General features: G+C 76.8%; 16 protein-coding genes. 7 read left to right on the top strand and 9 right to left on the bottom strand.

Going from position 1 to position 18,853, the window contains the following annotated elements:
• Positions 1 to 71: 71 nt before the first annotated feature.
• Positions 72 to 3,011 carry an ATP-binding protein gene (locus AWW66_RS21360; RefSeq protein ID WP_067369396.1) on the bottom strand — a complete coding sequence of 980 codons (2,940 nt, stop codon included), beginning with the start codon at positions 3,009 to 3,011 and terminating at the stop codon, positions 72 to 74.
• Between the two features lie 675 nt (positions 3,012 to 3,686).
• On the opposite strand from AWW66_RS21360, the gene lanKC reads away from it, so the two are divergent.
• From lanKC to AWW66_RS21330, 5 genes are all read left to right on the top strand, one after another.
• Complete coding sequence (lanKC, locus tag AWW66_RS21350; RefSeq protein ID WP_067369368.1) at positions 3,687 to 6,332, top strand: class III lanthionine synthetase LanKC; 2,646 nt, start codon at positions 3,687 to 3,689, stop codon at positions 6,330 to 6,332.
• Positions 6,322 to 6,873, top strand: coding sequence for a flavoprotein (locus tag AWW66_RS21345; RefSeq protein ID WP_067369366.1), 552 nt, complete (start codon positions 6,322 to 6,324; stop codon positions 6,871 to 6,873). The genes lanKC and AWW66_RS21345 overlap by 11 nt, the downstream gene beginning before the upstream one ends.
• Positions 6,870 to 8,105: an MFS transporter gene (locus AWW66_RS21340; RefSeq protein WP_067369363.1), complete on the top strand. Its 1,236-nt coding sequence runs from the start codon at positions 6,870 to 6,872 to the stop codon at positions 8,103 to 8,105. Before AWW66_RS21345 ends, AWW66_RS21340 begins: the two co-directional genes overlap by 4 nt.
• Positions 8,106 to 8,155: 50 nt before the next feature.
• Entirely contained in the window at positions 8,156 to 9,355 is a 1,200-nt protein-coding gene (locus AWW66_RS21335) for a JmjC domain-containing protein (RefSeq protein WP_067369360.1), read from the top strand.
• Between the two features lie 133 nt (positions 9,356 to 9,488).
• Positions 9,489 to 10,238 carry a lysophospholipid acyltransferase family protein gene (locus tag AWW66_RS21330; protein ID WP_067369357.1) on the top strand — a complete coding sequence of 250 codons (750 nt, stop codon included), beginning with the start codon at positions 9,489 to 9,491 and terminating at the stop codon, positions 10,236 to 10,238.
• Positions 10,239 to 10,315: 77 nt separating this feature from the next.
• On the opposite strand, the gene AWW66_RS21325 is transcribed toward AWW66_RS21330, so the two are convergent.
• From AWW66_RS21325 to AWW66_RS34535, 5 genes are all read right to left on the bottom strand, one after another.
• On the bottom strand, positions 10,316 to 11,194 hold the full coding sequence (locus tag AWW66_RS21325; RefSeq protein WP_067369355.1) for a hypothetical protein: 879 nt from the start codon (positions 11,192 to 11,194) through the stop codon (positions 10,316 to 10,318).
• Positions 11,195 to 11,266: 72 nt separating this feature from the next.
• Positions 11,267 to 11,983: a response regulator transcription factor gene (locus AWW66_RS21320; protein ID WP_067369352.1), complete on the bottom strand. Its 717-nt coding sequence runs from the start codon at positions 11,981 to 11,983 to the stop codon at positions 11,267 to 11,269.
• Entirely contained in the window at positions 11,953 to 13,140 is a 1,188-nt protein-coding gene (locus tag AWW66_RS21315; protein WP_067369349.1) for a hypothetical protein, read from the bottom strand. Before AWW66_RS21315 ends, AWW66_RS21320 begins: the two co-directional genes overlap by 31 nt.
• On the bottom strand, positions 13,130 to 14,440 hold the full coding sequence (locus AWW66_RS32905) for a sensor histidine kinase (protein ID WP_083978713.1): 1,311 nt from the start codon (positions 14,438 to 14,440) through the stop codon (positions 13,130 to 13,132). Before AWW66_RS32905 ends, AWW66_RS21315 begins: the two co-directional genes overlap by 11 nt.
• A gap of 227 nt (positions 14,441 to 14,667) precedes the next feature.
• Positions 14,668 to 14,829: a hypothetical protein gene (locus AWW66_RS34535; protein WP_169807149.1), complete on the bottom strand. Its 162-nt coding sequence runs from the start codon at positions 14,827 to 14,829 to the stop codon at positions 14,668 to 14,670.
• 25 nt (positions 14,830 to 14,854) lie between these two features.
• On the opposite strand from AWW66_RS34535, the gene AWW66_RS21300 reads away from it, so the two are divergent.
• Positions 14,855 to 15,385, top strand: a complete 531-nt coding sequence (locus AWW66_RS21300) for a CGNR zinc finger domain-containing protein (protein ID WP_067369346.1) — start codon at positions 14,855 to 14,857, stop codon at positions 15,383 to 15,385.
• Here the strand turns inward: AWW66_RS21300 and AWW66_RS21295 are convergent.
• Positions 15,371 to 16,264 (bottom strand): septum formation family protein, encoded by an 894-nt coding sequence (locus AWW66_RS21295; RefSeq protein WP_067369343.1) that lies wholly within the window; start codon positions 16,262 to 16,264, stop codon positions 15,371 to 15,373. The genes AWW66_RS21300 and AWW66_RS21295 overlap by 15 nt on opposite strands.
• Before the next feature lie 264 nt (positions 16,265 to 16,528).
• On the opposite strand from AWW66_RS21295, the gene AWW66_RS34925 reads away from it, so the two are divergent.
• Positions 16,529 to 16,738 carry an RBBP9/YdeN family alpha/beta hydrolase gene (locus AWW66_RS34925; RefSeq protein WP_067369341.1) on the top strand — a complete coding sequence of 70 codons (210 nt, stop codon included), beginning with the start codon at positions 16,529 to 16,531 and terminating at the stop codon, positions 16,736 to 16,738.
• 10 nt (positions 16,739 to 16,748) lie between these two features.
• Here AWW66_RS34925 and AWW66_RS21285 read toward each other — a convergent pair whose 3' ends face one another.
• The gene (locus tag AWW66_RS21285) at positions 16,749 to 17,591 is read right to left on the bottom strand and encodes a hypothetical protein (RefSeq protein ID WP_067369394.1); all 843 of its coding nucleotides are present in this window, start codon (positions 17,589 to 17,591) and stop codon (positions 16,749 to 16,751) included.
• On the bottom strand, positions 17,588 to 18,853 hold a 1,266-nt coding region (locus AWW66_RS21280; protein ID WP_157527661.1), incomplete at its 5' end, for a WxL protein peptidoglycan domain-containing protein. The genes AWW66_RS21285 and AWW66_RS21280, both read right to left, overlap by 4 nt.

The raw sequence follows: 18,853 nt of genomic DNA, 5'->3' as shown, positions 1-18,853 counted from the left end.
CGGTCGCACCGGGGGCGGCACCGTCGGGTGCCGGCCCGGCCGCCCGGCCGGCACCCGACGGGCTCGGCCCGTCACCCCTCGGCGGCGGCGCTGACCAGGCCGGTGGCGGTGGCGAAGTCGGCCAGTTCCAGCCGGGTCGACTTGCCGACCTTGACCAGCAGGTTGGTGACGTGCTTCTCCACGGTCCGGTCGGAGATGAACAGCCGCCGGCCGATCTCGGCGTTGCGCAGCCGCCCGGCCAGCAGCACCAGCACCTCGAACTCGCGGGCGGTCACCCCGGCCACGCGCAGCGGGTGGGGGATCCGTTCGCAGCCCCGCCGCCGTTGGGCGACCGGGAGTCCGGCCCGGCGCAGCAGCCCCCGGCAGGCGGCGGCGGGCGCGGTCAGGCCGTGGCCGAGGAAATGTTCCTCGGCGGTGCGGACCCACTCGGCGGCCGGGCCCCACCCGTCGGCGAGGGCGGCCTCCCCGACCAGTCGCAGCAGCAGGTGCCGGGCCGTCGGGAAGGAGCCGGCGGCCTCCAGGGCCCGCCGGAAGGCGGCGACGGCCCGCTCCGGCCGGCCCTCCCGGCCGGCCCGGACCGCCTCGGCCGCCGCGACGAACTGCCGGTTCCACCGCAGGCCGGCCTGGGGGGCGGTGGCGACGGCCCGGTACCCGGCCCGGTCGAGCCAGCCGTCCAGCGTGCCGAGCAGCACCCACAGGCCGTACCCGCCGGAGAGGTCGTACGCGTGCGGGGGGCCGGCGGCGCGGGCCGCGTCGAGCAGGTCGACGGCGCGGGGCCGGTCCTCCTCCAGCAGCGCGCAGCAGGCCTCGGCGAGGCCGGTCGCGGTCGCCAGGTGCCAGGGCGGGGCGGCCCCGTCGTCGTGGAACCGGGCCAGGTGACCGGCCATCTCGCGGCGTCGCCCCCGGTGTCCGGCGGCGACGGCGGCGGCGAGGGCGGCGTACCGGGCCGCGCCGGGGTGACCCGCGCGCTCGGCGGTTCGGCGGGCCCGATCGGCCAGGGTGTCGGCCCGGTCGTACTCGCCGTGCAGCGCCGCGACCATCGCGGCGGTGCCGTCCAGGTCGGCGGTGAGGGTCCGGTGGCCGGTCCGGGCGGCCTCCGCCCGGACCGCGCGCAGCCGTTCCGGGGAGCCCTCCCGCCAGGCGTACTCGGTGGCGAGGTGGACGAGCGAGCGCAGCCGCCAGCAGGGCAGGTCGTGCCGCTCGGCCTCGTGCAGCATCGCCTGCAACGCCGACCGGGACCGGTCGGCGTCGGTGCGGGCGGCCAGCAGGGCCTGCACCTCCAGCGCGGCGCAGAGCTGGTCGGGGCGGTGCCGGTCCCGCGCGGTGCGGCCGGCGCGGTCGGCGAGTTCCGCGATCCGTTCCGCCGAGGCCGGCTCGGGCAACTGGTGCAGCAGCCGGGCCTCGACGAGGTCCAGCGCGGCGAGCGCCGGCGCCGGGTCGGCGGGGCTCCCGTCGCCGGCCGGACGGAGGGTACGGCGGGCCAGCCGGACCCGGGACAGCCCGTCCCGGGTCCGGCCGGTGAGTCCGGCGGCGCGGGCCAGGTGGGCCTGGAGCAGCGCGAGCCGGGCCGGCGGCACGGTCTCCGCCAGGCCGTCGAGGGCGGTACCGAGGCCGAGCGCCCGGTGCGGGTCGCCCGTCTCGATCAGCGCCACCAGCAGCGCGTCCAGCAGGTCGGCGCGGACGGCCGGCGGCTCGTCCCCGGTCAGTTCCCAGGCGCGGCTGAGCTGGTCGACGCCGTGCTGGGCGCTGCCCCGGGCCAGCGCGGCGCGGCCCGCCTCGGCGTGCAGCCGGGCGGCGCCGGCCCGGTCGCCGGCGGCGTGCCGCAGCGTGGCCAGGTACGGCAGCCACGGTGTCGCCGGGTCGGGCAGCCGGGCCTGGACCGCGTCGGCGAGCCGCCCGGCCAGGTCCCGCCGCTCGGCGACGGTCAGGGGTGCCAGCAGCGCGGCCGGGGCCAACGCCGCCCGGAACCGGTACCGGCCGGGGGTCTCGTCGTCGGCCCGGACGAACCGGTGGTCGGTGGCCTGCCCGAGCAGGTCCCACACGGTCGGTTCGTCGACGGCCAGGGCGGCCCGCAGCACGTCGACGGGGAAGTCCGCGCCGAGCAGGGCCGCCGCGCGCAGCGTCCGGTGCACCGGTGGCGGGAGGGGGCGCAGGCGCTGGTCGAGGCTGCGGACCACGGTCGGCGGCAGCAGCCGGGCGGGTTCGGCGCTGACCTCCCAGCCCTCGCCCCGCCGGACCAGCACCCCGGCGGAGAGCAGCGCGCCGAGCAGTTCCTCGACCACGAACGGGTTGCCGTCGCCGTCGGCGTGCAGCCGATCCAGGACACCCGCCGGCACCCGGTCGGGTCGCACCCCGAGCCAGTGGGCGGCCAGCAGGTCGACCTCGGCGGCGTCGAGCCGGTCCAGGTGCAGCAGGCGGGCGGTGCGCCGCAGGCCGGCGGTCTCGGCGAGGTCGACGGCGGGCCCGGCACCGGCGCGGGCCGTGCCGACCAGGGCGGCCGGCTGGTCGGTGAGATTGTCCACCAGGTACTCGGTGACGGTGAGGGTCACCTCGTCGGCGTGCTGGAGGTCCTCCAGCACGAGCAGGCAGCCGTGCCGCCGGCCGACCACCCGGAGCAGGCGCAGCACCGCCTCGGCCAGCACCAGGGGCGAGGCCGCCGGCCCGAGTTCGGCGTACCGGGCCCACTCGGGCACCAGCCCGCCGAGCACCGGACGCAGCGGCTCCAGCTCCGGGTCGGTGGGCATCCCGGCCGCGCGGGAGAGCGCGGAGAACGCCTCGCAGTACGGCCGGCAGGGGGCCGGGCCGGCGGTGGGACTGCTGCGTCCGGTGAGGACGGTCAGCCCGTTGGCGCGGGCCCGTCGTCCCAGCTCGGTCACCAGGCGTGACTTGCCGGTGCCGGCGTCGCCGAGCACGAAGGCGGCGCGGCCGGCGGGCCGGTCGGGGTGCGGCAGGCATCCGACCAGGTGCCGCAGTTCGTCGGTACGGCCCACGAGGGCCTGCGGATTCGTCATCGTCGGCGGCTCCACGAAGCTCGTGCGCCAGGCGACCCCCACACGTCCGGCGACGTCGATACGACTGTCCTGACTAGATGCGTACCAGCCGGCGCGGTACTCCGTCCAACCGTGTCGGTGACGCTCGGTGACCATCGGAAGTCGTTGATCGGCTCGTCGGCCCCGTCGTCCGCGCTGGTCAGCGTCGGCGTGGTGGACCCCGGAGATCGACGCTTTCCGCCACCCACGTGTTCAGAACACGAAAAACATTTCCGTTCGGGATGCGGGGTGTCCCCGGTCCGTCCCGCCGTCCGCCCCGCCCGTCCCGTACCGGTCGGCGGCCCGTCCGGCGGGCACCCCGCAGGTTCGCGGGCCAACCCCCACCTTTCCGGTACGACCATTGATGATCTTGATGGGGCGGGCTTGGCTGTGGACATCCGATCGGACGGAATTCCCGCACCACCGACTCAAGGAGATCGCCATGATGCACGAGGTTCTGGAGCTGCAGGTCGTGGAGACCGAGGACGCGGAGTTCCTCCCCGAGGCCCCGATCACCGACGGCAGCGGGATCAGCTTCACCTGCTGAACGGGCCGCGCCCGGGACCCGCGCTCCCGACGGGTCCCGGGCGCCCCCCGTCCGCCCCCCCGCCACCCCAGGACGTCCCCACCCACCCGACGGAGGTTGCGTTGCGACTCATGGACTCCCTGCGGGCGTACACGGTGAGCGACCCGCTGCACTTCGAGCGCCTCGAACACCGCCTGCCCGCCGACGACCTGCTGGCCCTCGTCGAGCGCCGGCTCGGTGGCGACGCCCCGGTGGACACCTCCGGCATCTGGGCCCGCTGCCTGCCCCGGCCGATGGCCGACCTGCCGGCGTACGGGTGGAAACTGCACGTCTCCAGCCGTCCCGCCGAGGTGGCCGCCGTCCTCGCCGCCGTCGTCGACGAGTACGAGGTCGAGCCGTTCAACTTCAAGTGCGTCCGGGACTCGGCCCTCGCCCTGTCCCAGGTCGCCCGCTGGTGGCCCCGGGGCGGGGCGGGCAAGGCCGTCACCGTCTACCCCGAGTCGACCACGCACGCGCTGCGCCTCGCCGACCGGCTCGCCCGGCGGCTGGCCGGCTTCGACGGCCCGTACATCCTCAGCGACCGCCGGTACCGGGACAGCCGCGTCGTGCACTACCGGTACGCCACCTTCCGCTCCGGCGGCGGCATCGACGCCGACGGCCACGCCACCGCCGAGGTCACCGGCCCGGACGGGACCGTCTGGCAGGACGACCGGGCACCCCGGTTCGCCCCGCCGCCGTGGGCCGGCGACGACCCGTTCCCCCCGGCCGAGGCCGACGACCCGGCCGCCGGCTCGGACCTGCTGCGCCGGTACCGGATCACCGGCGTGCTGCGGCACACCACCGCCGGCGGGGTGTACGCGGCGACCGGCCCGGACGGCCGGGACGTGGTCGTCAAGGAGGCCCGCCCGCACACCGCGATCGCGCCGGACGGCTCCGACGCCGTCGAGCGGCTGCACCGGGAGCACCGGTACCTGGAGAAGCTGGCCGGCACCGGGGTCGCCCCGCGCGCCCTGGAACTGGCCACGGTCTGGGAGCACACCTTCCTCGTGCAGGAACGGATGCCGGGGATCACCCTCCAGGTCTGGCTCGGCCGAAACCAGCCGCTGGCCCAGGGACACCGCGACGCCGGCACCCACGCCACGTACCGGTCCCGGGTCGCGTCGCTGCTCACCCAGTTGCGGGCCGCCCTGGACGCCTGCCTCGACCACGGTGTGGTCTACAACGACGTCTCGCTGAGCAACATCATCGTCGACGGCGACGACCGCCTGCGACTGATCGACTTCGAGTCCGGCCGGGAGGTGGGCAGCGACCCGCACCGGTACCAGCGCACCGCCGGCTTCGCCCCGGCCCCCGACTCGCCCGCCTGGTCCGACCACGAGCAGTGGCTGCGGTTCGCCGTCGCCGCCGTCGAGGCCGCCTGCATCGCCCCGCGCAACTCGCTGTTCGGGCTGGACCCGGCGGCGGCGGGGCGGAGCATCGCGCACGCCGGCCGGCTCGTCGGCTGGGACACCGATCCGCTGCTGGCCGCGCTGGAACGCGGCGTCCCCGGCATCCGCCCCGCCGGTCCGGCGACGACCCCGGCCCGCGCCGGGCGACCGCACGGGGCGGACAGCGGCGCGGTCGACCCGACGGAACCCGGTCGGGTGGCCGCCGACATCGCCCGGCACATCCGGGCCGGTGCCACCCCGGACCGCGCCGACCGGCTCTTCCCGGCCGACCCGGAACTGTTCCGGACCAACCCGCTCTCCGTCGCCTGGGGCGCCACCGGCGTGCTGCGTGCGCTGCGGCACCTCGACGGCGGCGTCGACCCCGACCACCTCGCCTGGGTGCACCGCCGCCTCGACGCGGGCCGCCCGCTGCCCCCCGGCCTGTACGTCGGGGCCGCCGGCATCGGCGTCGCGCTGCTCGAACTCGGCGCCCCGGAACGCGCCGCCGACCTGCTCGAATCGGCCGCCATCCGGGCCGTCCGGGACCCCGACCTGCCCGCCGACGTGGCCACCGGCCGGGCCGGCATCGGGCTGGCCCTGCTCGCCGCCGCCGACCTCACCGGCGACCCGGCGTACCTCGACCGGGCCCAGGCCGTGGCGACCACGCTGCGCCGCGAGGCCGAGGACGACGGCTCCGGGCTGTGGTGGGCGCCGAAGGCGGGCACCGCCCGCTCGATCGGCTACCTGTACGGCTCCTCCGGCGTCGCCGGCTTCCTCACCGCCCTCGCCGTCGCCACCGGGCAGCGCCAGCACCTGCGGACTGCCCGCCGCGCCCTCGACCACGACCTCGACCGGGGACAGGTCCGCGCCTGCGGCGGCCTCGGGTACAACGCCCACGTCGGCGGAGTCGCCTACGAGCCGTACTACTCCCGGGGCGGCTCCGGGGTGGCGATGGCGGTCACCGCGCTGCTCGCCGCCACCGGGGACGAGCGGCTGCGCGAGCTGTTGCCCCGGATGGTCCGGGGGCTGGTCACCCCGGTCACCGTCCAACCCGGACTCTTCACCGGCAGCACCAGCATCGGCGAGATGCTGCTCGACGTGCGGGCGGTGCTGCCCGCCGAGCCGCAGGTGGACGCCGCACTGGAACCCCTGGTCGCGGCGATCTGCGCGGTCTGCCGCCGGGGCCCCGACGGGGTCGCCGTGCCGGGTTCCGGCCTGGCCCGGTACAGCGCCGACGTGGCCACCGGAGCGGCCGGGGTCGCCCTGTTCCTGCGCCGGCTCGCCGACGGTACGCCCACCGCCGACCTGCGGTACGGCCGCCCGCTGCCGGGGGTGCGCGATGAGCGGTGAGCGTACCCATCTCGGGGTGGTCTGCACCGGGGCCAGCGGGGCGCTCGGCCTGCCGGCGCACCTGGCCGCGTGGCGGCGGGTGGTGGACGCCCCGGTCCGGCTGCTGCTGACCCGCTCGGCGCTCGGCTTCGTCAACCCGGACGCGCTGCGCTGGCTCGCCGACGAGGTGGTCGAGCCCGGCGACCGGCGGTTCAACCCGGTCGGCTTCGGCCGGACCGCCCGGTTGCTGGTGGTCTGCCCGGCGACCACCAACTTCCTGGTCTGTGCCGCCCTTGGGCTCGCCTCCACACCGGCCCTGACCGCGCTGCTCGCCCACCCGGACCCGGCGTTGCTCTTTCCGCACACCGACCCGGTGATGTGGTCGGCCGAGACCACCCGGGACGCGGTGGACCGCCTGCGCGACCTCGGCCACACCGTGGTCTCCCCGGAACGGGAGGAGGCGTACCGGATCTTCGACCGAAGCTTCGCGGAGAGCCGGCCGATGCCCCAACCGGCCCGGACCGCCGAGATCATCGGCAAACGCTGGGCCGACCTGCCGTGACCGGCCGCCTGTCCCTGCTGCGTGCCCGGCCGGACTTCGCCCGGTACTGGTGGGGGCAGGCGTTGTCCCAGTTCGGCAGCCGGACCGGGGACGTCACCCTGCCGCTGATGGTGCTCACCCTCACCGGCTCGCTCTGGGCCGCCGGGCTGGTCAGCACCGTTCGACTGGTCACCCTCAACGCCGCCCGGCTGCCCGCCGGGGTGCTCGCCGACCGCTGGGACCGGCGGACCGTGATGGTCGCGGTGGACCTGGCCAAGGCGGCGATCTGGACCGCCCCGGCCGTGCTGCTCCTGCTCGGGCAGGCGCACCTGTGGATGCTGGTCGCCGTCGGCGTGCTCGACGGGCTGGTCAGCGCGATCTACAACCCGGCGGCCGGGGCGGCCCTGCGCCGGCTGGTCGACGACCACGAACTGACCCCGGCCGTGGCGCTGAACGAGGCGCGCAGCTACGCGGCCGGGATGGCCGGGCCGATCGTCGGCGGGGCGCTCTGGGCGGTCGCCCCCTGGCTGCCGTTCCTGCTCGACGGGGTGACCTTCCTGGCCTGCGCCTGGCTCACCGTCCGGATCACCACCCCGCTCGGCGGCGGGGCGGCGGCGACCGCCGACGGGATGCTCGCCGGCATCCGGTTCGGGCTGCGCTTCGTGGTGCGGCACCGGTTCCTGCGCACCATGACCCTCTGGGCCGCGCTGCTCAACTTCGCCACCGCCGGGGCCTTCTTCGGCATCGTGCCGCTGCTGGAGTCCGCCGGCACCTCGGGCACCGTGATCGGGGCGGCCACCGCCGCCGTCTCCGCCGGAGCGCTGCTCGGCGCGCTGGCCGCGCCCCGGCTGGCCGGTGACCGGCCGTACCCGGTGCTGCTCGCGGCCGGGATCGCCGCCGTCCTGCTCACCGCCGCCGTCGCCGTCCGACCCGACGTGACCGTCACCGTCACCTGCCTGGCCCTGCTCTCGGCGGTCGGACCGGTGCTGGTGGTGCTGCTCACCGCCCGGATGTACCGGCTCGTCCCGGACGAGGTGATGGGCCGTACCCAGAGCGCGATGCTGCTCGTCGGCTCCCTGCTCTACCCGTTCGGCTCCGTCGTCGTGGGCGCGGTGTGGCAGGCCGCCGGCCCGTCGGCGGCGTACGCCCTGATCACCTGCTGCCTGCTCGGCTGCGCGGGGCTGTCGCTGGCCCGGCCGATCCGGGCCGAACTCGCCCGCGCCCCCGCCCCCGCCGAGCCGGTACCGGCCTGACCGGGGCGGCCCGCCCCGCCGCCGGCCGACCCGTGATGAAGGAGGAACCCATGTCGTCCGCGCTCGCCCGGCTCGTGCCGGACCCGGAGAAGTTCCGCGCGCACCCGCCGACCGACCCGGTCGTCTGGCACCAGCCGCCGGAGCCGGTGACCGACCTGCTCCCGCTGGCCTCGGTGGACACCCTGGTCGCCGAGGGGTCGCTGCGGGCCAGCATGCTCAGCGTGGTGCTCGGCGGCCAGCGGCAACCGGCCACCGCGTACACCTGGGGGCAGCGCCCCACCCAGCCCGGCTTCTCCGACGTGGTCCGGCCGGCCGAGCTGACCGCGCTGCTCGACCGGGGTGCGACGCTGGTGCTGGAGTCGCTGCACCGCACCTGGCCGCCGGTGGGCCGGCTGTGCCGGCAGCTCAGCCGGGAGGTCGGAGTGCCGGTGCAGGCCAACGCCTACCTGACCCCGGCCGGGGCGCAGGGCTTCGCCCACCACCACGACACCCACTCGGTGCTGATCGCGCAGACCGCCGGCAGCAAGACCTGGCAGCTCAGCCCGCCGATCGTCACCGACCCCCTGGAGCACCAGCCGTTCCGGGCGGCCATGGTCACCGACGAGCACCGACGGCAGTTCGCCGAGCCGGTGCTGGAGGCGGTGCTGCGCCCCGGCGACGTGCTCTGGGTGCCGCGCGGCTGGATCCACAACGGCTTCGCCACCGACGAGCACTCGCTGCACCTGAGCCTGTCGCTGCCGCCGCTCACGCCGTACTGGGTGGCGACCGAACTGGTCCGTACCCTCGACGGCGACGAGCGGTTCCGCCGGGACCTGCCGTGGGGCTTCGGCCAGGACCCGCAGCTCCGCCGGGAAGTCGTCGCCGAGGTGGTCGACCTGCTGGCGGCGGCCCTCGGTGACCTGGACCGAAACGCGACCGCCGACCGGCTGGCGGGGCGGTGGCGGCGGTACTTCCTGGAGCCGGAACGCCGGCCGGTGGAGACGGTGCTGGGCGACCCGCTCGGCCCGGACACCCCGCTGCGGCCGGTGCCGGAGGCGGTCTGCGGGACCGACCGGCTGCCCGACGGGCGGCTGCGGCTGCACCTGGCCGACACCGCGCTGCTGCTCGACCCGCCGGCCGCCGAGCCGGTCGCCGCCTGGCTGGCCGACGGGTCCACACCACGGACCGCCCGGCAGCTCGGCCTGGCCGAGGCGGCGGGGGTGACCCTGCTCCGTGGACTGCTGGGCGCCGGGGTGCTGCGACGGGCCTGACCCGCGTCGGACCGGCCCGGCGCGGCTGGTCCGACCGGCTTCCCGCCAAGCCCGGCGCGGCCGGTCTGACCTGCTCCGGGACACCCCGCTCCGCGCCGGTTCGACACCCGGGGCGACAGGGTACTGTCGCCGCATGCCGGAACTCGTGTACCCGCCCGTGATCGCCGCCGCCAGGACGATGTTCCGGGTGCTCGACCTGCGCCTGACCGTGGAGGGCTCGCACCACGTGCCACGGACCGGCGGAGCGGTGATGGCGAGCAACCACATCAGCTACCTCGACTTCATCTTCTGTGGCCTCGGTGCCCTGAAGTCGAAGCGGATGGTTCGGTTCATGGCCAAGCAGGAGGTGTTCACGCACCGCATCTCCGGTCCGCTGATGCGGGGCATGAAGCACATCCCGGTGGACCGGCAGGCCGGGGCCAGCTCGTTCCGCGCGGCCGTGGAGGCGCTGCGGCAGGGCGAGGTGGTCGGCGTCTTCCCGGAGGCCACCATCAGCCGGTCGTTCACCGTGAAGGAACTCAAGAGCGGCAGCATCCGGATGGCCCGGATGGCCGGGGTGCCGGTGCTGCCGACCGCGCTCTGGGGCACCCAGCGGCTCTGGACCAAGGGCCGCCCGCGCACCCTCACGCGCCGGCACACCCCGGTCACCATCCTGGTCGGCGAGCCGATGGACCCGGCCGACTACCCGAACAGCCCGGCGATGGCCACCGCGCTGACCGAGCGGCTCAGCGCCCTGGTGGACCGGGCCCAGCGGGAGTACCCGGAGACCCCGTCCGGGCCGGACGAGACCTGGTGGCTGCCCGCCCACCTGGGCGGCACCGCGCCCACCCCGGAGGAGGCCGCCGAGCTGGACGCCCGGGGCGACCGCACCCCGACCGCCTGACCCGTCACCCGCCCGGCCCGTCACCGCATGACGGTCACCTGCCTGATCGTCACCGCCTCGGGTTGCTGCGGCGGCGGTCAGCAGGCCGAGCCGGGGCGGCTCGGCTGCGCCGACCGGGCCGGTCTCGCCCACGGACCGGACCGCCACGACGCGCCCGTGGGCAAGCCCGACGGGGCCGTGAGCGGGGTCGACGGTCCCGTGGGCGTAGTCGTCGGGCCGGGCCGGGCCGTCGGGCCGGACCAGTCGGCCTCGTCCGGGCCGGGAGCGGCCCGGTAGTAGTCGTCGCGGGAACGGAACTCGACGGGCAGCGCGCCGGCGAGCACGACCCGGGTGCCGGCCGGCAGGGGGGCCGGGCCCACCTGCCGCAGCAACTCGTCGCGCTCGGGCGGGGAGAGCTCGACCAGCTCCGGCCGGGTCAGCCGGAACGTGGACACGAACCGGCGGAGCTGTCGGCCCAACTCCGCGACCTCCCCGGCCGGCCCGGTCAGGGCCAGGGTGGGCTGCCGGATCGTCCGCAGCGTGTCGCAGACCACGAACAGCTCCTTCTCGTCGCCCGCCCCGGTGGGCCGCAGCTCCAGCCGGGACGGCCACTGCCAGCGGAGCTGACCGGTGACCAGGCGGGCCCGGCCGGTCGGGCCGGGGTGCCGGGGGCCGTCGTCGGCCGGCGCGCGGTGCCGATGCGCGGTGTCGACCAGGGCCAGCGCCGGACCGGCGCAGACGTACACCAGCCGCCGGTCGGTGACCGTCACCGTCGCCGCCGTCGGCAACACCCACTGCCGTCGCCCCTCGGTCGGCCCGAGCAGGTGCCCCGACACCCGCAGCCGGCACCGGCCGACGACCCGCTCACCGAACTCCGGCACCAGATCGTACCGGCGGTCCAGCACCGGACCCTCGTCGTCGTCCGGCGCGTCGAACCGGTGCGGGCCGATGAAGAACGGGTACGCGTCGTCGCGCATGGGTCGACCTCCCGCCGCAGAGGGACTGTCAGGAGAGCTTCGCCCACCCCGTTTGTGGTGTCATGACACCCGTTAGGGGGTCGGCCGGTCGTACGCCGCGTATGACCGGTAGTTGCCGATCTCTTCCGGCCGGACGAGACCGTCCTCGATCGCGCGGGCGAGCAGGGCGGCCTTGGTCGCCGCCGGCCGGCCCGCCCGGGTGTACTTGATCCGGGCCCGGTCGACGTACTGCTTCACGGTGTGCTCACTGATCTGCATCCGCCGGGCCACCGACGCCTTCGACATCGACTGGAACCACAGCAGCAGCGCCTCCCGTTCCTTGTCCGACAGTGCCGGCCGGTCCGGTCGCGGGTCACCGACCATCGCCCCGGCCAGGGTCGGCGACACGTACGGACGGTCGCTGGCGGCGGCGAGGACGGTGGCCACACAGTGCTCCCGCCCCTCGTGCTTGGCGAGGAACGCCACCGCCCCGGCGTCCAGCACGGCGAGCATGGTCGCCGGGTCGGAGTGCTCCGAGTAGACCACCACCCGACGCCCGGCCGCGCTCAGCTCGGCCAGCTTGTCGATCATCATGCGGCCGTGCAGCCGCAGGTCGAGCAGGACCACGTCGGCCTCCGGCGCCTCCCGCAGCACCTCGTCCGGATCGTCCCCGGTGGCCAGGACGGTGAGCCGGGGCTCGGTGGCCAGCCAGGCGCGGACCCCGTCGATCACCACCGGGTGGTCGTCCACGATGGCCACGCCCACCGGCCGGGCGCCGGTCACCGGCTCCGCCACCGGGTCTGCGTCCATCTGATCGTCCCGTCCCGCTCGTCGAGGTGCGTCACGTGGTCGTCGTCCGGGCCCGGGTCCGGCGGGCCGGTGGCCTCCGGTACGCCGTGCGTCGGGCCCCCGTGGTCCGGGGTGACCAGCCCGACCACCACCTCGTCCGGGCCGCAGACCACGGTGAGCCGGGCCCAGCCGCGCGCGTCGACCAGCGCCGTGGTGAGCGGCTCGGCGAGCCGGCGGCGGATCCGCACCGGCAGCGCCGGTGGGACGCCGACGGTGGCCAGGTCGATCCGGATTCCGTGGCGTTCGGCCAGGTCGGCGGCGGCCCGAAGCTCGTGCAGCAGGGGATCGGGGACGTCGTCGGACTCGGCGATGAGCCGGCGCAGCCGGGCCGCGGCGAGCGCGCAGCGTCGCTGCACCCGGGGGTCGGTGGGGTCGGCCCGCCCGGCGGCCAACTCGGCGAGCACCGCCCCGGCGTCGTCGGCGACCAGGGCGAGCCGGCCCCGTCGGTCGCGCCGGGCCCGCTCGGCGGCCTCCCGTTGCGCCGTCGCGGCGTGCGCCGTCGCGGCGGCCTCGGCCCGCTGCCGGGCGAGGGAGGTGATCGCGGCGCTGCCGAAGAAGACCGCCACCGGCAGCGACGCCGTGCCGTAGCCGTACATCGCGTACCGGGCCAGGTCGGCCGGGTCGGTCGCGCCGTGCCCGAACAACGCGCCGAGGGCGATCGTTGAGTGCGCGCCGAGCAGCACGACCAGCCCGGTGACCCGGCGTCCCCAGCAGACCAGCACGAAGAACCAGCCCAGGGTGCTCCACACCCAGTTCGCGGCGGTGAAGAGCCGGTCCGGGCCGACGGCGGCGAAGACCGTCACGTCGACCGCGAGTAGCAGCACCGACAGCCGGCGGACCGGCACCCGGCGCCCGGTCAGCAGCCGGCCGGCGGTGAGGGCACCCACCCCGGCGGTGACCAGCCAGCCGGCGGCCACCACCACCGGGGCGGCCAGGTCCGGCCAGCCGCCGAGGACGGCGGGCAGGCCGATCGCCACGTGCCACGCCGCCGCGATGGTGACCGCCACGATCCGCCCGCCGCGTTCCGAGGCCCGCGCCACGCCCGTGCCGGGCCGGTCCGCCGGCCCCGAAGGGGACGGGCCGAGGGCCGGGGGCACCGTACGGGGCTCAGCCGGCACGGGGCCACTCCAGCCGGATCCGGGTACCCGAGCCGGGGCGGCTGTGCACCGTCACCCGCCCGCCGACGGCCTCGGTACGCCCGCGTACCGACTCGCGCAGCCCGTACCGGTGCGCCGGCACCGTGCCGGGGTCGAAGCCGGGGCCGTCGTCGGTGACCTCGACCACGACGGCGGTCGGGGCACCGGTCAGGCGCAGCGTGACCCGCGCCCCGGGGGCGTGTCGCACCACGTTGGACAGCGTGGCCCGAACGCTCGCCGCCAGCGCGTCGGCGACCGCCGTCGGCACCCGGCACGGCGGCAGCGACGCGGCCACCGGCAGGTCGGGCAGCCGGTCGAGCACCGCCCGCAGCCGGTGGTCCAGGGCCACCGTGGGGCGGTCGGCCCGGGAACCGTCCGTGGCGTCGGCCGTGGTCGGCACGGTCACCGCGTCGGCCGTGGTCGCCACTCTCGCCGCGTCGGCCGTGGTCGGCGCGGTCGCCGCGTCGGCCGCGGTCGCCGGGTCGGCCGTGGTCGCCGGGTCGGCCTGGTCGGTCGGGTCGGTGAGGGTGCGCAGGTCGGCGGCGCACCGGTCGCGCAGGGCCGGTGAGCCCTCCCGGACCGCGCCGAGCCCGACCATGGTGAGCGTGCCGAGCACGGTGTCGTGCAGGTCGCGGTTCTGCTGCCGTTCCACCTGCCGGGCGGTGCGGGCCGCCACCGCCTCCCGGGTCAGTCGCTGGTAGTCGGCGAAGGCGCGGTCCGCCCGCCCGATCCGCCGCCGCATCACCGAGGTCATCAGCGCCGCGCAGCCGGCCTGGACCAGCAGCGTGGCGGCGTGCGCCCGCGCCTCCCCGCCCTGCCCGGCCCACGACGCGCCGGCCGCGTACCCGGCGGTGACCAGCAGCCCGGCCGGCAGCGACCAACGTGGCGGCGCGGTGGCCTGGGCGTTGATCACCGTCGTGCTGGCCAGGACGGCGACCCAACTGCCCTCACCGGGCAGCACCTCGGGGGCGACGAGGTGGGGGACGAGCAGGCAGGTGGCGGTGGTGAGGGCGACGTCGCCGAGCACCAGCGCCGGCCGGAAGCCCCGGCGCAGCGCGTGCGCGGCGTACCAGAACGACCAGGCGGTGAGCACCACCACGGCGGCGACGAGCAGGGGCACCCGCACGGGTGGGGTGCGGACGGTGAGCGCCACCGCCGCGCCGGCCAGCCCGCAGGTCAGCCGGAGCAGCGCGGGCAGCGTGGTGAAGATCAGGGTGAACGCGCCGCCGGCCGGACCGTCCAGCGGGGTCGACGGAGCGGTTGGCGCGGGCACGGCCGACATCGGGAGGCGTCCTTCTGTGGCGACACGACCCGATCCGGGTCCGCGAGGGTGTCGATCGACGTCGGAGAATAACACGATACGTCGCGCTGAGTCACCCACCGTACTCGGCTCGGATCGTCCCCGTCGGGCCGCCATGCCGGTCCGATGCTGTTCCACGCCGACCCGCCATCACCCGGTGTCACCGCTCGGGCGCGGTGTCGCCGGCGGTCGAACGGCCGTCGCCAGGCTCAGGGGTGGCAGGCGACGGTGAGCGGGCGGGTCTCCCCGGCGGTGGTGAGCAGGATGCGCCACCGCCCGCAGGCGCAGCGCTGGTAGTGCACCCGGCCCTCGCTGGTCCGGTGGGTCGACGTGGTCCGGCTGGCGTGCTGGTGCGCGGCGGTTCTCGACATGACACCAGCATGGTGTAATGCCATTATGCAGATCAACCCTTACGGCACGGACGCGGTGCGGCTGGCCCTCGACCTCGTCGTCCACCCGCCGGAGACCGCGCCCGAGCTGGCCGCCCGGTGCCGGGCCGCCGGCCTCGTGGTGGACGTGCCGGTCGACGCCACCGACCTCGCCGCCACCCGGGACTTCCTGACCGACTGGCTGGCCGTGGTGGACGCCGCCGACCCGCCGGCCCGGTCCGCCCTGCTGAACACGCTGCTGCGCGAGGCGTCGGCGCATCCTCGGCTCACCGACCACGCCGGCACCGGGTGGCACCTGCACTACCGGGACCCGGACCTGCCCCTGGCCGGGGTGCTGCGCGCCCTGATCAGCGTCGGGACCGCGCTGCACCTGGCCGGCCGGGGCATGCACCGGCTGGGCCGGTGCGGGGCCGAAGACTGCGACCGCCCGTTCGCCGACGTCAGTCGCACCGGCCGCCAGCGGTACTGCTCGCCGGGGTGCGCCAACCGGGACGCGGTCCGCCGGCACCGGTCCCGGGCCCGGTCAGTTGACCGGTAGCACCGTCGGCCCACCGCCCCGTACCGACCCGGTCAGGGGCCGGCCGCCGGACCAGAAGAAGCAGCGCACGCCCCGGTCGCCGCGTGCCCAGGCCTGGGCCGAGGGCAGCCGGTACGCCGACCCGGTGCGGTAGCGCAGCTCGTCGTCGACCGGTACCCGGGCGTACCGCGCGATCACCTGGCGGCAGCGGGTGTGCACGGTCTCCTCGTCCCGGTCCACCTCGCCGTGCCAGCCGTCCGGGGCGGTCCAGGTGCCGGCGTACTCGAAGCGGTGCGGCCCGGCGCAGGGGGCCTGCCGCAGGCGGCGTCCCTCGTCCTCGTCGAAGCAGGTGAGCCGGACCGGTGAGTCGCCGGTCAGGACGCCCCGCAGGCTGCCGCTGTACGGGACCGCCGAGTCGCTGTCGCCGTTGACCCCGTGGACCTCGTCGAGGACGAACAGGTCGCAGCGGTACCACCGGCTGCCGCCCGCCCACCCCGCCGGTGAGGTCGGGGTGGCCTGCACGGACAGCCGTCCGCCCCGCCAGTCGCCGCCGACGAAGTCCCGGGCCCTGCGGTCGCACTCGGTGAACGCGGCGAGTAACGCCGCCGACCCGGCCCCGGGCGGGTGCTCGCGCCGCGCGGTCGCGCCGGTGAAGGTCCCGACGTGGAACGTCTCCGCCAGGTGCGGCCGGGCGCAGTCCACCGGCTGGTACGAGGCCAGCCGGCCGGTCGGCTCGACCAGCGCGTGGCAGTCACCGGCGCGGGCGACGAACCGTTCCGCCTCGGCCACCGGCAGCCAGTCGTCGGTGAGATCGCCGTCGGTGCCGGTCGGTGCGCCGAACCCGGTCAGGACAGCCGCCACCAGCGCGGTCACGACGACCGCGCGCAGCCAACGTCGCATATGGACTCCCGAGACCCCCGTGAGGACCGGCGCAGCATACGACACCAGGGCCGACCTGCCGCCCGCCGTCACCACGCCCGACGACGGGTCGGGACGCCACCGGACCGCGCCGGGGACCGCCCGCCGCACCGGCGTCCGCGCCGGGGCCACCGGCGGGACGCTCCGGCCACTAGCATCCGCGCCGTACGTCGGGCGTCCGCGCCGTACGTCGGGCCGGACCGAAGGCCCGGCCCGGACGACCCGCCGGACAGCTTCGTCGGCGAGGTGCCCCGTGCCCGGCTGCCGTTCCGGTCCATCGTGGTCGCCAGCCGCACCGACCCGTCCGCCACCGTCGACCAGGTCCACGGGTACGCCCGGGACTGGGGCGCCGAGCTGTACGACGCGGGGGAGGCCGGGCACCTCGACACCGCCAGCGGGTACGGCCCGTGGCCGGCGGGGGAGCTGCTGCTCCGGCGGCTGGTCGACGAGCCCTGACCCAGGACCGCTACCGGGCGCGGCGACGGGTGACCAGTCGGCGGAGACCGCTGACGAGCAGCACCAGCGCCACGGCGGGCACCACGAGCAGGCCCCACGGTCGGCGGTGGGTCTCCACCGCGAAGGCCAGCGGCGTGCCGGGCGGCTCGATCCGGCCGTGCACCTCGTACCGGCCGAGCAGGGCGGCGTCCAACGGCACCGGGACCTGGTAGTCGCGGCTCTGTCCGGCGGGGACGGTACCCAGCGCCGGTGCGGCCACGATCGTCGGTACCCCGCCGGCGGGGCCGGCGAGCAGCGAGAACGGCGGGTCGACCACGTCGGTCGGGCCCGGATTGTGCAGCGTGAGGTGCAGACTCAGCTCGCCGGGCAGGCCGAACCACCCGCCCACCCCGGACCGGTCCACGGCCCGGAGCCCGGCGAGGAGCAGTTGCGCCGGCCCGGCCTCGGTGACGGCCGGCGCGCGGACGCCGGTCAGCGGCAGCGCCACGGTGGCCCCGGGGGTGCCGGTCGGGGTCCGGACCCGCAGCAGGCAGGGGCAGGCGACCGGCGGCGCGGCCAGCAGCACCGGGACCCGGGCGCTGCCCGTCGCCGGGACCGGGGCGTGGGTGGCCCGGTCCGTCGCGCAGTCCAGCGCGCCCCGCCGGCCGTCGTTGCCGCAGACCTCGATCTGGACCGTGCCGGCCGGCCAGCCGTCGAGGTCGACCAGCACCGGCTGCCCCACCGCGAGCGGCCCGGCGGGTACGGCGACCCGGGGCGGCGTGGCCGGCGCTCCGCCGGGGGCGGGGGTCGCAGCGGAGCCGGCCGGCGTCAGCAGGGCGACGAGGGTGGCGACGGCGGGCAGGACCCGGTTCACGGCGTGCCGGTGGCCGGGCCGGTGGCGGCCGGTGACGCGCTGTCGGCTCCGGTGGTCGGGCGGGACGCGGCCGTCGACCCGCTGCCGGCTGCGGTGGCCGGGGCGGTCGCGGCCGGTGACCCGCTGCCGGCTGCGGTGGTCGGCGACGCGCTGCCGGCTCCGGTGGTCGGATCGGCCGGGTCGGTGGACCGGCGCTGGCGGCGGCGTCGCCACCACCGGACGCCGAGCCAGCCGGCCCCGGCGGCGAGCAGGGCGAGCAGCAGCCACGGCGGGGCCCACACGCCGGCCGAGCGCAGCACCGGGGGCAGGGCGGTGTCCGTCGTGGTCGGCGCGAGGTCCACGGTGGCGGTCAGCCGCCCCGCCGGTGGTACGCCGGTGATCCGTTCGGTGACGGTGAAGGTGGCGCCGGGCAGCAGGTCGGGCAGGTCCACCGGGGCGGTCCGGGCCAGCTCCCAGCCGAACGGTCCGGCGACGGTGACGGTGCCGGTCCCGCCGACCCGGACGTTGCCGGTGTTGCGCAGCAGGTAGGTGACGACCAGGTCGCCGCCGCCGAACGGGTTGACCGGGTTGTCGTACGTCACGGCGACCGACTCGACGGCGACCGCCGGCCTGATCTCCCCGGTCACCCGCAGGTAGACCCGGGCGGCCAGGCGCTGGTCGACGAGCACCTGCTGCCCGTCGGCGGTGGTGCGGGCCTGGGTGACCGCGCCGATCACGCCACCGGCGTGGTCGCCCGGGGTGGCGTTGGCCGGCACGCTGAGCCGGAACGGGATGTCGGCCCGTTTGCCGGGCTCGACCGTCCAGCTCCGCCGGTCGAGGTGCACCCAGGAGCCCACGTCGGTGGCGGGCTGGGCGGCGGGCAGCAGCGCGAACGCCCCGTCGGTGGTGGTGTACGCGTCGGTGCCGTACACCTCGAAGGTGAGCGGCCGGTCGCTCAGGTTGGTGATGCCGACGTGGTCGGTGAGGGTGCTGCCCGGCGCGAGGTCGTAGATGAAGTAGTTGCGTCCGGTCGGCCCCTGCGGTCCGGACGGCTGCACCGCCCACCGGGCCGGCGCGTCGCCGCCGGACGGGGACGTACCGCCGGTCGGTGCGGGCGTGCCGCCGGTGGCCGGCGCCGGGGTGGGCGCGGCGGCGGCCGGCGGCGCGGCTCCCGCCGTGGTGACCAGCACGGCGGCGAGCGTGACGCAGGCCCGGGACAGGGCGGCGGCGAGGGGCATCGGTGGCTCCGGGAGAGAGGTACGCAGGTGGCGGCCGGCCCGGTG

Source organism: Micromonospora rosaria (assembly GCF_001567585.1).
Classification (GTDB): domain Bacteria; phylum Actinomycetota; class Actinomycetes; order Mycobacteriales; family Micromonosporaceae; genus Micromonospora; species Micromonospora rosaria.
Note: the sequence above shows the minus strand (reverse complement) of the source record. Positions and strands in the feature narration are given on the sequence as shown.